This is a genomic window from Avibacterium paragallinarum (assembly GCF_900450705.1).
GTDB classification, from domain to species: domain Bacteria; phylum Pseudomonadota; class Gammaproteobacteria; order Enterobacterales; family Pasteurellaceae; genus Avibacterium; species Avibacterium paragallinarum.
In genome coordinates this window covers 778,643-791,634 of the sequence record NZ_UGHK01000001.1, presented here as the reverse complement: position 1 = coordinate 791,634, position 12,992 = coordinate 778,643, and the positions used below count along the sequence as shown (strand labels likewise).

Here is a 12,992-nt window from a genome sequence, read left to right as displayed (position 1 = left end):
CCTTTTGTATAATCGATTTAACGCATTAGAGATAGAGGGTTAAGGCAATTCTTCAATGGTGAAATTCGTGTTAGTATAAACACAAATATCGCCCGCAATTTTAAGGGATTTTTCAACAATTTCACGAGCAGAAAGATCGGTGTTCTGCACTAACGCTCGAGCCGCAGACATCGCATAGTTCCCGCCAGAGCCGATCGCCAAAATTTGATCTTCTTCAGGTTGAACCACATCGCCAATGCCCGTGATGATTAAACTTTCTTTTTCATCAGCCACAATCAACATCGCTTCCAATTTACGTAAGGCTCTATCGGTTCGCCAATCTTTGGCTAATTCCACCGCACTTTTTAACAAATGCCCTTGGTGCATTTCCAGTTTACGTTCAAATAATTCAAACAAAGTGAATGCGTCAGCCGTCCCTCCCGCAAAGCCTGCGAGAACTTTATTATTGTATAAACGGCGAACTTTGCGTGCGTTGCCTTTCATTACGGTATTACCTAGGGAAACTTGCCCATCTCCCCCCACAACCACTTTCCCATTGCGGCGAACACTTACTATCGTAGTCATATTTTTTCCTTTTTCGATAAAAGAGATACGCCTTATATTGGGTTGAAAATCAGGCTTTCAAGGTAGGACATGGCGTTTAAAGAAAAATCCCTGCAAGAAAGGCGAGAAAAATCCCCATTCCCACATAATTATTATTTAAGAATGCCTTGAAACAGGCTTCGCGGCGGCGATCACGCGTGAGTTTGCATTGATAGGCAAAGGAAAGTGCGGTGCAAAAAAGAAGCAAAAAATAGCTCCAGTGTAACTGAGCAAGATAACCAATTAGCACCAGCAAAGCGAGGGCAATAAATTGCAATAAGGCGATGATTTTATTGTCATATTGTGCAAAAAGAATGGCTGTGGATTTCACCCCAATGCGTAAATCATCATCGCGATCCACCATTGCGTATTGGGTATCATAAGCCACCGTCCAAGCCAAATTGGCTAAAAAAAGCAACCAACATTCTAGGGGTAAATATGCAATTAACGCCCCATAAGCCATCGGAATTGACCAGCCAAATGCCGCGCCCAAAAAGAATTGCGGCAGGTGGGTATAGCGTTTCATAAAGGGGTAAATAAAGGCGAGCAACACGGCGATAAAAGACAAGCCAATGGCGTAATGATTTAGAAATAGCACTAGAATAAATGCACAAAAAATCAAACTAGCAAACAGGATTTTTGCTTCTTTCTCACTCACTCGACCTGTGGCTAGCGGGCGTTGCGAAGTGCGTTTCACCTTGCCATCAATATGCCGATCGGCGTAATCGTTTACCACACAGCCAGCGGCTCGCATCACGACCACACCAAGTACAAATACCAACAACACGGAAACAGGCGGAACATTTTTCTCTGCCAAAAACAACGCCCACAAGGTCGGCCACAAAAGCAATAATGTGCCAATGGGTTTGTCGAAACGCATTAATTGGGCGTAAACGGTGAGTTTTTCCGAAAGTTGTGGCATAGTCCTAAATCAATGAATTGAAAGTGCGGTTATTTTACTTGAAAAATCCGCAAAGGTCTTGAACAAATTGATCTATATCAATAATATAGCGGATTATTTTATCGCTACACCATTTTAAAAAACAAGGAAAAAAATGACCGCACTTAAAGAAATCACCCCACAGCAGGCTTGGCAAATGATGAATGAAGAAAACGCGATGTTAGTGGATATTCGCGACTTTCCTCGCTTCACACACAGCCACCCCAAAGGGGCATTTCACCTCACCAACCAAAGCTATGGCGAATTTCAACAACTGGTGGATTTTGATGATCCCATTATCGTGAGCTGTTATCACGGCATCAGCAGCCGCAATGTGGGGGCATTCCTTATCGAACAAGGCTATGACAACGTGTACAGTATGCAAGGCGGTTTTATGGGCTGGGAACAAGCAGATTTACCGCTCGAAGGCGAGGCGGTGCAAGAGAGCTAGCCCAAAAGTGCGGGTGAATTTTCACCCGCTTTTTTTATGGCTAAAAATACGGAAAAAAGCACCGCACTTTAAAATAAAAAAGGGGGCTGTAGTAGATTAGCAACAATGCTATACTACAAAAATGAAGATAACATATTGTAAATTAAAGCAATCCATACAGAAAAAACTACTTGAGTTTTTTGTCGCAGAAGTTACTGCAAGAACAGCAGCAAATTTGCTAGATATTCAACCGAATACAGCCGCTTTGTTCTACCATAAAATCAGGCTTGTGATTGGCTATCATTTATCCCTTGAAGTTAACGAGATTTTTGAGGGGGAAATTGAACTAGACGAAAGCTATTTTGGTGGTCATCGAAAGGGAAAACGAGGACGAGGACGAGGAGCGGCTGGAAAAGTTGCTGTTTTTGGGTTACTAAAACGACAAGGAAAGGTATTTACTGTTGTGGTTGAAAACACCAAGAGTGAAACATTACTCCCTGTTATTAAAAGAAAAATCAAGCCTGATAGCTGGGTTTATACGGACACTTATCGCAGTTATGATGCGCTTGATGTGAGTGAATTTCACCACGAACGAATCAATCATTCCGAGCTATTTGCGGTGAAACAAAATCATATTAATGGCATTGAAAATTTTTGGAATCAGGCGAAGCGGATACTGCGAAAATATAATGGAATTAACCGAAAAAACTTTCCTTTATTCTTGAAGGAATGTGAATTTCGGTTTAACTTTGGGACACCAAAAGAGCAGTTAAAAATATTGCGAAAATGGTGTGAAATTTAGGGCTAATCTACTACAGCCCCTAAAAAAGGATTGAACATCAGGCTCAATCCTTTTCTTTGGAATAAATTATTTTACTTTGCTTTCTTGAATAATCGACAAAATCCCTTGTCGTTTACGCCAGTGCAGTAAATAGCCTGCCACCAAGCCCACCAACGCGAAAGGCAACCATTCAATAGAATAAGGTTTAAGCGGGAGCTGTTCGAGAAAATCCATTTTTCCTGAACCTAGCACAGATAAAACCGACACAAAGGTAACCAAACCAATGGCTAAGCGATGAGCCAAAATCGGCATTGGCAAAAATAAATTAATTAATAACAACAAAATGACCGTAATGGTGATGGGATATAAAATCATCAACACTGGCAAGGAAAGCCCGATCACTTCTTTTAGCCCTAAATTTGCGATCACAAAGCTGATAATGCAAAACAACATCGCGTAAGTGCGGTAAGAAAAATGCGGAAATTGTTGTGCAAAATAGCTACTGATCGAGGCACAAAGCCCTACAGCGGTGGTTAAACAGGCGAGGGAAACGATGACATTCAGCACCAAACGCCCCGCTTCCCCGAATGCCATTGCGGTAACGTGGTTGAGAATGTAAGTACCGAGATCTTGCTTGTTTTGCTGTAATTGTGCCAACACATCAGGGGAGATCATCAAATGATTGCCCACCCAACCGAGGGAAATATAAATAAAGCCAAGGGCAACGCCTGCGATCATTGCGGCAAAAATGGTTTGCTTTTGTAGCGAAACCGCTTTTACTGCACTGGATTTTATCGCCCCCAACACCATTGTGGAAAAGGCAATGGAAGCCAGTGCGTCCATTGTCAAATAGCCGTTAATCGCCCCATTGAAAAAATACTGATGGCTATCTTCTGGCATTGGCAGCGGAGTTTTCCCCATTAGCATAAATACCGCTTTCACCACAAGGGCGATAATGGCGATCAACAACACAGGGGTGAGGATCGAGCCAATCCGCTCCACCATTTTTGACGGATTTAAACTTAACCATAGGGTGATAGCAAAATATACCGCAGTAAACGCCAGTTGCGACAAGGCATCGGCTTGATGTAAAAAGGGCAACATCACCATTTCATAAGACATCGCCCCCGTTCTTGGTCCAGCGAAAAAAGGCCCGACCGCAAGGGAAATCGACACCAAAAACAGCACGGAAAACCTAGGGTGAATTTGCTTCAACGCGGCGATATAACCGCCACGATAAAAGGCACTCACAATAATGCCAAGCAGAGGCAGCCCCACGCCCGTTAAGACAAAGCCCAAAATAGAGGGTAAAAATTCCGATCCCGTTTCAAAACCTAATTTGGGCGGGAAAATCAAATTGCCCGCACCAAAAAAGATGGCAAACAGCATAAAACCGATAATAAAGGTATTTTTTGTCATTGAATGTCCTTTATTTTTTCCAGTTTTTTAACGCGTCTGCAAAGGCATTGCTCATTACGCTGTGGTTTTGCGGTTTACGCTGAGGTTTCGTGGATAAAGTGCGGTGATTTTTTTCGCCATTTTGTGATTTATCCACAGGCTGTTTGTCTAAACGCATCGTCAATGCGATCCGCTTGCGTGCTACGTCCACTTCCAACACTTTGACTTTCACAATATCCCCTGTTTTCACCACATCGTGCGGATCTTCCACAAATTTATTGGAAAGGGAAGAAATATGCACTAGCCCGTCTTGATGCACACCAATATCCACAAACGCTCCGAAATTGGTTACGTTGGTAACGGTGCCTTCAAGGATCATTCCCGCTTTCAAATCGCTGATCTCTTCCACGCCGTCCATAAAGGTGGCAGTTTTAAATTCCCCACGCGGATCACGCCCTGGTTTTTCCAGCTCTTTGAAAATATCTTGCACCGTTGGCAAACCAAATTGCTCATCAATAAATTGTTTTGCATCGAGCTGACGGATCGCACTGGCGTTGCCCATTAAATCTTGGATAGATTGCTGCGTGGCTTGCAAAATTTTCTCCACCACAGGGTAGGTTTCAGGGTGAACGCCTGACGCATCAAGAGGATTTTTACCCTGCGGGATACGCATAAAGCCCGCACATTGCTCAAAGGCTTTTGGCCCTAAACGAGCGACTTTTTTCAACTGCTCACGGTTTTCAAAACGCCCGTTTTCATCACGGAACTGCACGATATTTTGTGCCAACGTTTTTGTCATTCCCGCAACACGAGCCAGTAATGGCACGGAGGCGGTGTTTAAATCCACGCCCACGGCGTTTACACAATCTTCCACCACCGCGTCCAATTTGCGTGCTAATTGGGTTTGATTAACATCGTGCTGATACTGCCCCACACCGATGGCTTTCGGTTCAATTTTCACTAATTCCGCTAGCGGATCTTGTAAACGGCGTGCGATCGACACCGCCCCACGCAACGATACATCAAGCTGTGGAAATTCTTGTGCCGCTAATTCGGAAGCCGAATACACCGAGGCTCCCGCCTCGCTCACCACCACCGTTTGCGGTTTCTGTCCTGATAATTGCTTCACTACCTCTTTGGCAAAACGCTCTGTTTCTCGCGATGCCGTGCCGTTTCCAATGGCAATCAACTCCACATTATGGCGTTCAATCAACTGATACAAACTGCTCATTGCCGCGGCGGTTTGCCCTGTGTGTGGGTAAATAGTATCCGTTGCTAGTAATTTCCCTGTATTATCCACAACGGCAACTTTTACCCCCGTACGCAAACCAGGGTCTAAGCCCATTGTGTTTTTCGCTCCAGCGGGGGCTGCCATTAAAAGTGCGGTAAGATTTCGAGCAAAAACATTGATCGCTTCCTCTTCGGCTTTTTCACGCAACTGGCTCATTAATTCCGTTTCCAAATGAAGCGAAATCTTAATCCGCCACGTCCAGCTAATCACCTGCTCACGCCATTTGTCCGCAGGTTGCTGATTGAAATGCACGCCCAAATGTTGGCGGATAATTTCCTCACAATAACTTTGACGCACGCCCTCTTCTTGCTCAGGATCGGCATTTAAACTGAGCTGTAAAATGCCCTCGTTCCGCCCACGAAACATTGCCAATGCACGGTGTGAAGGCACGCTGTGCCAAGGCTCTTGGTGATCGAAATAATCTTGGAATTTTTCGCCCTCTTCCTCTTTCCCCGCCAAAACTTTAGAAATTAGTACCGCACTTTGTTGCAAGTATTGACGCACTTTTGCAAGCAATGCGGCATCTTCAGCGAAGCGTTCCATTAAAATATAACGCGCCCCATCAAGCACAGCTTTACTGTCAGCAAAGCCTTTTTCCGCATCAATATAATCATTAGCGAGGGCTTCAGGATCTTGGCTCGGATCATTCCATAAACCTTCCGCCAACGGCTCAAGCCCTGCTTCAATGGCGATTTGCCCTTTAGTACGGCGTTTCGGTTTGTAAGGGAGGTATAGATCTTCTAATTCAGTTTTGCTTTGCGTTTGCTGGATTTTTTCCCGTAATTCCTCGCTGAGTTTGCCTTGCTCTTCAATGGATTGCAAAATGCTCTGACGGCGATCTTCCAACTCACGCAAATAAATTAAGCGAGTTTCAAAATGGCGTAATTGAGTATCATCAAGCCCGCCCGTTACCTCTTTGCGATAGCGAGCAATAAAAGGAATGGTATTGCCTTCGTCCAATAATTGAATTGCGGCAAGAATTTGCTGCGGACGCACCGCAAGCTCCGCCGCAATAATCTGTGAAATAAATTGATTTAACATAGTTTTGTATCGTTAATAAATAGTCATCGTCAAAAATCCGCATAGCATACTGGTTTTAGTAGATTTGCTCAAATGTTTCTTCTTCAAGAAAAAAAGATCTCGTCTTTTGTTGCGATTTTATTCTTTTTGCACTACATTGTAGCCATATCACTACAAAATAAAGAGAGGTGAAAAATGACGATTATGACAAGCCGAGAGTTCAATCAACATCTTAATCAAGCCCAGAAAGCCGCTCAAGTTGCCCCTGTTATTGTAACCAATCGTGGCGAACCCGCTTATGTGCTAATGAGCTACGCGGATTATCAAAAAGCACTGCACAAATCATCTCCTCGCAATGCGTTAGAAGCCCTAATGCCGCAAGATGATATGGCGATTGAACTTGATATTACCCCACGCTCCACAAAACAGCGTGCGACACTCGCATTTGATGAGTAGAGGGAAAAATGTATTTTATTGATACCAATATACTCAGCGAAATCCGCAAAATTAAGCAGGGAAAAGCTAATTTGGGGCTAATTCGCTGGCTGTCCTCAATTAATGAAGCACAAATTTATACCAATGTGGTGGTGATAATGGAATTAGAACGTGGCATTTTGGCAAAAGAACGCAAAGATCCGCCACAAGGTAAAGCGTTACGCCAATGGTTTGAGCAATCCATAAAACCGAGCTTTACCCATCGCATTCTTCCACTTGATGAGAGAACGGCAAAAATTTGTGCGTCCTTACATATTCCTGACCACAGCCCTGAAAATGATGCTTGGATTGCAGCTAGTGCTATTCAATATGGGCTGACACTGGTAACCCGTAATACCGCAGATTTTTCGCGTATGGGCGTGAAATTACTCAATCCCTTTGATGAATAGGCTGAAAAAATGACAAAATCAAACTACATTACCCGCCAAGGTTGGAACGCATTGGATCAAGAATTGAAATTTTTGTGGAAAGAGGAACGCCCGAAGGTAACGCAAGCGGTATCTGATGCGGCAGCCTTGGGGGATCGCAGTGAAAACGCGGAATATATTTACGGCAAACGCCGTTTGCGTGAAATTGATCGCCGTGTCCGCTTTTTGACAAAACGTTTAGAAGTGTTGCAGATTGTGGATTATCACCCAAGACAAGAAGGAAAGATTTTTTTCGGTGCGTGGGTAAGCCTTGAAAATGAAAATGGCGAGGAAAATCAATACCGTATCGTGGGCAGCGATGAATTTGATCCCGCTAAAAATTGGATCTCCATTGACAGCCCTGTGGCACGAGCTTTGATTGGAAAAGAAGTAGATGATGAAGTGAAAGTCCATACACCATCTGGCTTAGTGACGTTATTTGTGAATAAAATTTGGTATGAAAAATGACCGCACTTTAAAGATTTTCAAATTGTAAATGGATTTTTCTTTTTACGATGAAAAACATTGAGTGAGTTCCTTATTCATTTTTGGAGTGTCTAAAAGAGACTTTTTTAGACTATTATCATTTCTTTATTGCGTTAAAATAAAAAAACATTAAAATGAACGAACGTTCATTCAGTCAAGCTGTTTGTAACTTCTTTTTATTCAATTTTTATAGATTAGTTAAATGCGTCAATCTGAAAATGAGATGACCGAGCAAATCTTTTTAGCTACGGAAAGGCTAATGGCGAAAGAAGGATTGCATAATTTATCAATGCATAAAATCGCTAAAGAAGCCAGTATTTCTGCTGGCACAATTTATATTTACTTCAAAAGTAAAGAAGAATTACTCAAAGAGTTTGCTCGTAGAGTGTTTACCCTTTTTTCTAAGGAATTAGAAAAAAACTATGATGAAAACCGACCGCACTTTGAGCAATATCGCCAAATGTGGTGGAATATTTGGCATCACTTACAAAATAATCCAATGATCGTGGTGAATATGAGCCAGTATCAGTCCTTACCTGATTTTTATGAGGTATGTACTGAACTTGAAAGCGAAAGTCTTTGGTATGCCTTTTGCGAAAAGGCCAAAAAAGCCAATGTTTTATGTGAATTGCCAAATAAGGTTTTGTTTTCATTAAGTTTAAAAAGTGCGATTAATTTGGCTTTAGACCAAGCTTTTTTCAAAACTGAAATGAAAGACGAGATGTTAGAGCAAGTGATCGTAAGAACTTGGCGTTCAGTTCAAAAGTAGTTTAGTTATTCTGTTATGGAGTTTTTTATGAGCCAAAATACTCAATCCATTCAACCTATCGTTAAAAAACGTTCTCACGTTTTTTGGATAAAGTTGAGCCTTATTGTGTTTGCATTGATTTTTGTTGGTATGATTGCTGCAAACCTTTTTAAAGGACATATGATAGGAAAATATTTGGCGAATATGCCAGAAAATGCCAGTCCTGTTACGGTGATGAAGGTAGAAGCCAGTGAATGGACACCAGTGATTGAAACCACAGGGCTGGTGCGACCAAATCAAGGGGCTATGCTCAGTTCACAAATTGCGGGTACGGTGTCGAAAGTGTTAGTGCAATCAGGGCAAACGGTGAAAAAGGGCGATGTGCTGGTTGAGCTAGACAGCTTAGTGGAACAAGCGAATTTGAAAGCCTCGCAAGCACAGTTAGCTTCCACCAAACAAACCTATCAACGTTATTTGAGCTTATACAAAACCAAAAGTGTTTCGCAACAAGAGCTGGATAATGCCAAAGCGAGCTATGATGCGTTAGTGGCGAATATTGAAGCCTTAAAAGCCACCATTCAACGTCGCCAAATTGTCGCCCCTTTTGATGGCGTAGCAGGGATTGTGAAAGTGAATGCGGGGCAATATGTCACCAATGGGACAGAAATTGTTCGCGTTGAAGATCGTAGCCAAATGAAAGTGGATTTTTCTATCGCACAAAATTCGTTGGAACAGTTGCATTTAGGGCAAAAAGTTACGGCTACGGCAGATGCTCGCTTAGGGGAAACCTTCGCGGCGAAAATCACTGCCATTGAGCCAGCCATTAATAGTTCAACAGGGTTAGTTGATGTGCAAGCCACCTTTGAACCTGAAGATGGACAAAAATTATTATCAGGAATGTTCACCCGCTTACGCATTGCCTTGCCTACGGAAACTCAGCAAGTTGTCGTGCCACAAGTGGCAGTGAGCTACAATATGTATGGCGAAATCGCGTATGTTTTGACCGCACTTTCTGACCAAGACAAAGAAAAACTCACTTCTAATCCAGCGTTTGCTTATAAAGATCAGCTTGATAAGCTGTATCGAGCCAAGCAAATTACCGTGTTCACCAAAGATCGCCAAGGCATTTACGCTCAGTTAAAAGGTGATGATGTGAAAGTGGGTGATTTAATTATTACTGGCGGTCAGCAACGTATTGGTAACGGCAGCCTTGTGCTAGCAACGGAGAAAGCGGGCGTTGGTACGACAGAGCCGGCGAAGAAAACCAATCTTTAATTTAGGAATATACGAATGAAATTTACTGATATATTTATTCGTCGCCCAGTATTAGCGGTTTCCATTAGTTTGTTGATTGTGATTTTGGGCTTGCAAGCGATCGCGAAGCTGACCGTACGTGAATACCCAAAAATGACAACTACCGTGATTAATGTAACCACAGCATACCCCGGTGCTGATGCCAATTTAATTCAGGCGTTTATTACCTCCAAGCTGGAAGAAGCCATTGCACAGGCGGACAATATTGACTATATGTCCTCATCAAGTAGCCCTAGCACCTCTTCGATCACAGTGAAAATGAAGCTGAACACCGATCCGAATGCGGCATTGGCTGATGTGTTAGCGAAAGTGAACTCGGTGCGTTCCGCCTTGCCAAGTGGGATTGATGACCCGACCATTACCTCTTCTTTAGGGGGATCGGGGATTATGTACATCAGTTTCCGTTCCAACAAACTTGATGCTAGTCAGGTAACAGACTACATTGAACGCGTAGTCAAACCGCAATTTTTCACCATTGAAGGGGTGGCGAAAGTAACCATTTACGGGGCTTCGCAATATGCAATGCGTATTTGGTTAGATCCGCAAAAAATGGCATCGCAAAACCTCTCTGCCCCTGAAGTAATGGCTGCTTTATCGGCAAATAACGCACAAACCGCGGCAGGGAATGACAACGGCTATTTCACGGTGTATAAAAACAAAGTGGAAACCACCACTAAAACGGTGGAGCAGTTGCGTAATCTTATCGTGTATTCACAAGGTGATAATTTAGTGCGTTTACGCGACATCGCCGATGTGGAATTAGATAAAGAAAGCGATAATAGCCGTGCGGTGGCAAATGGCTCAGATTCCGTGGTACTTGCCATTGATCCAGCCTCAACCGCGAACCCATTAACTGTTGCGGAAAATATTCGCCCACTTTATGAGAGCATTAAACGCAACCTGCCAGATAGCATCGAAACGGATATTTTATACGACCGCACTATCGCAATTAATAGCTCCATTGACGAAGTAATCAAAACCATTTTAGAAGCCACCGTGATCGTATTGGTGGTGATTACCCTCTTTATTGGATCGCTGCGTGCGATTTTAATCCCGATCATTACCATTCCGATTTCCTTAATCGGGGTGATTATGATGCTACAAACCTTTGATTTCTCCATTAACCTGATGACCTTGCTGGCGTTAATCCTCGCCATCGGTCTGGTGGTTGATGATGCCATCGTGGTGTTGGAGAATGTGGATCGCCATATTAAACTGGGTGAAACGCCATTTAGAGCAGCGATTATCGGGACGCGTGAAATTGCCGTGCCTGTTATCTCAATGACGATCGCCTTGATCGCGGTGTATTCCCCAATGGCATTAATGAACGGGATTACGGGATCGCTATTTAAAGAGTTCGCACTCACCCTTGCGGGTGCGGTATTTATCTCGGGCATCGTGGCATTAACCCTTTCGCCAATGATGAGTAGTAAACTGCTCAAAGCCCACACTGCACCTTCAAAATTTGAGCAAAAAATTGACCGCACTTTAACTAAGCTCACCAATGCGTATGGCTATGCGTTGGGCTTAGTAATGAACAGCCGTAAATCTGTACTCGCGTTTGCAGTGGTGATTTTTGCCACTGTGCCGATGTTGTTCAACTCTCTATCGAGCGAACTTACGCCAGCGGAAGACAAAGGGGCGTTCCTCGCCTTAGGTAATGCACCGTCAAACGTGAATGTGGATTATGTTCAAGACGCAATGAAAGGCTACGAGCAAATCCTCAAAGAAACCCCTGAAGTGGCATTCTCAATGGTAATCTCCGGTGCACCAAGCTCTAACCAATCGCTTAATGTGATTACCTTAAAGGATTGGAATGATCGTAGCCGTAAACAAAGTGAAGTATTGGCTGATCTCAATAAAAAAGCTCAAGCGATCCCTGAAGTATCAGTGAGTGGCTTCGCCTTCCCTGAAATCGACACGGCAGAGCAAGGGCCGCCAGTGAGCTTTGTGATCAGTACTGCGAAAGGCTATGATGAGCTAGCTCAAATTGCAGGCAGCTTCCTCGACAAAATGAAAAACTCGGGGCTATTCGTTTACACTACATTGGATTTGAAATTCGATACGCCACAAATGAATATTACCATTGATAAAGAAAAAGCGGGAACTTATGGTGTATCAATGCAACAAATCAGTAGCACTTTAGGGAGCTACCTCTCTGCGGCAACCATCACCCGCGTAGACATTGACGGGCGTGCCTATAAAGTGATCTCAGAAGTGAAACGCAAAGATCGCCTCTCGCCAGAAAGCTTAGACAATTACTATGTGAAAGCCAGCAACGGTGAATCTGTACCGCTAAGCAGCTTCCTAACTATTAAATTGGAATCACAGCCAAGCTCATTGCCACGCTTTAGTCAGTTGAACTCGGCGATTATTGGGGCCGTGCCATCGCCCACTTCAAGCATTGGTGATGCAGTGAAATGGTTAAAAGACACCGCTGCGACAGACTTACCGCAAGGCTATAACTATGATTTCAAAGGCGAAGCACGTCAGCTTGAGCAAGAGGGCAACGCCCTAGCGGTAACCTTTGCTTTAGCGGTCATCATCATCTTCCTTGTGCTTGCGATTCAATTTGAATCAATTCGCGACCCAATGGTGATTATGATCTCCGTACCGCTCGCAGTAAGCGGGGCATTATTCGCCCTAAACCTCTTTGCTGCTCTTGGCTTTGCAGGGACAACCTTGAATATTTATTCACAGGTGGGCTTAATCACCCTTGTGGGGCTAATCACCAAACACGGTATTTTGATGTGTGAAGTGGCAAAAGAAGAACAGCTTAATCACCACAAAAACCGCATTGATGCGATAATGTCCGCCGCAAAAGTGCGTTTACGCCCAATTCTAATGACCACCGCCGCGATGATCGCAGGCTTAATCCCGCTTCTCTATGCCACAGGTGCGGGTGCGGTATCACGCTTTAGTATCGGTATCGTCATTGTCGCAGGGCTTGCAATCGGAACGCTGTTCACCTTGTTCGTCTTGCCAGTGATCTACTCTTACATCGCCAGCGAACACAAACCGTTACCTGAGTTTGATGAAAATATCAAACCGATAGGAAAATAATAGGTAATATTAGTTTAAGACCTCCTTAGGGGGGTCT

General features: G+C 43.6%; 12 protein-coding genes. 8 read left to right on the top strand and 4 right to left on the bottom strand.

Annotation, left to right across the window (positions count from 1 at the left end; all coding sequences use genetic code 11):
- Window positions 1-39: 39 nt before the first annotated feature.
- Together hslV and ubiA are read right to left on the bottom strand one after the other, a co-directional pair.
- Window positions 40-564 (bottom strand): ATP-dependent protease subunit HslV, encoded by a 525-nt coding sequence (gene hslV, locus DXZ23_RS04160; protein ID WP_017805350.1) that lies wholly within the window; start codon window positions 562-564, stop codon window positions 40-42.
- Window positions 565-640: 76 nt separating this feature from the next.
- On the bottom strand, window positions 641-1,504 hold the full coding sequence (ubiA, locus tag DXZ23_RS04155) for a 4-hydroxybenzoate octaprenyltransferase (protein WP_017805351.1): 864 nt from the start codon (window positions 1,502-1,504) through the stop codon (window positions 641-643).
- Between the two features lie 133 nt (window positions 1,505-1,637).
- Between ubiA and glpE the strand changes: the two genes are divergently transcribed.
- Window positions 1,638-1,973 carry a thiosulfate sulfurtransferase GlpE gene (gene glpE / locus DXZ23_RS04150; RefSeq protein ID WP_017805352.1) on the top strand — a complete coding sequence of 112 codons (336 nt, stop codon included), beginning with the start codon at window positions 1,638-1,640 and terminating at the stop codon, window positions 1,971-1,973.
- 121 nt (window positions 1,974-2,094) lie between these two features.
- Complete coding sequence (locus DXZ23_RS04145; protein WP_017805094.1) at window positions 2,095-2,754, top strand: IS1595 family transposase; 660 nt, start codon at window positions 2,095-2,097, stop codon at window positions 2,752-2,754.
- Window positions 2,755-2,820: 66 nt separating this feature from the next.
- Here DXZ23_RS04145 and brnQ read toward each other — a convergent pair whose 3' ends face one another.
- Window positions 2,821-4,152, bottom strand: coding sequence for a branched-chain amino acid transport system II carrier protein (gene brnQ / locus DXZ23_RS04140; RefSeq protein WP_017805353.1), 1,332 nt, complete (start codon window positions 4,150-4,152; stop codon window positions 2,821-2,823).
- Window positions 4,153-4,162: 10 nt separating this feature from the next.
- Complete coding sequence (locus DXZ23_RS04135) at window positions 4,163-6,463, bottom strand: Tex family protein (RefSeq protein WP_017805354.1); 2,301 nt, start codon at window positions 6,461-6,463, stop codon at window positions 4,163-4,165.
- Between the two features lie 174 nt (window positions 6,464-6,637).
- Between DXZ23_RS04135 and DXZ23_RS04130 the strand changes: the two genes are divergently transcribed.
- From DXZ23_RS04130 to acrB, 6 genes are all read left to right on the top strand, one after another.
- Window positions 6,638-6,898, top strand: a complete 261-nt coding sequence (locus DXZ23_RS04130; protein ID WP_017805355.1) for a type II toxin-antitoxin system Phd/YefM family antitoxin — start codon at window positions 6,638-6,640, stop codon at window positions 6,896-6,898.
- Between the two features lie 8 nt (window positions 6,899-6,906).
- On the top strand, window positions 6,907-7,326 hold the full coding sequence (locus DXZ23_RS04125) for a type II toxin-antitoxin system VapC family toxin (RefSeq protein ID WP_017805356.1): 420 nt from the start codon (window positions 6,907-6,909) through the stop codon (window positions 7,324-7,326).
- 9 nt (window positions 7,327-7,335) lie between these two features.
- On the top strand, window positions 7,336-7,812 hold the full coding sequence (gene greB, locus DXZ23_RS04120; RefSeq protein WP_017805357.1) for a transcription elongation factor GreB: 477 nt from the start codon (window positions 7,336-7,338) through the stop codon (window positions 7,810-7,812).
- Window positions 7,813-8,032: 220 nt separating this feature from the next.
- Window positions 8,033-8,599 (top strand): TetR/AcrR family transcriptional regulator, encoded by a 567-nt coding sequence (locus DXZ23_RS04115; protein ID WP_021724820.1) that lies wholly within the window; start codon window positions 8,033-8,035, stop codon window positions 8,597-8,599.
- A 27-nt stretch (window positions 8,600-8,626) separates the two neighbouring features.
- Complete coding sequence (acrA, locus tag DXZ23_RS04110) at window positions 8,627-9,853, top strand: multidrug efflux RND transporter periplasmic adaptor subunit AcrA (protein WP_017805359.1); 1,227 nt, start codon at window positions 8,627-8,629, stop codon at window positions 9,851-9,853.
- A gap of 15 nt (window positions 9,854-9,868) precedes the next feature.
- The gene (gene acrB / locus DXZ23_RS04105) at window positions 9,869-12,955 is read left to right on the top strand and encodes a multidrug efflux RND transporter permease subunit AcrB (protein WP_017805360.1); all 3,087 of its coding nucleotides are present in this window, start codon (window positions 9,869-9,871) and stop codon (window positions 12,953-12,955) included.
- The last annotated feature ends 37 nt before the right edge of the window (window positions 12,956-12,992 follow it).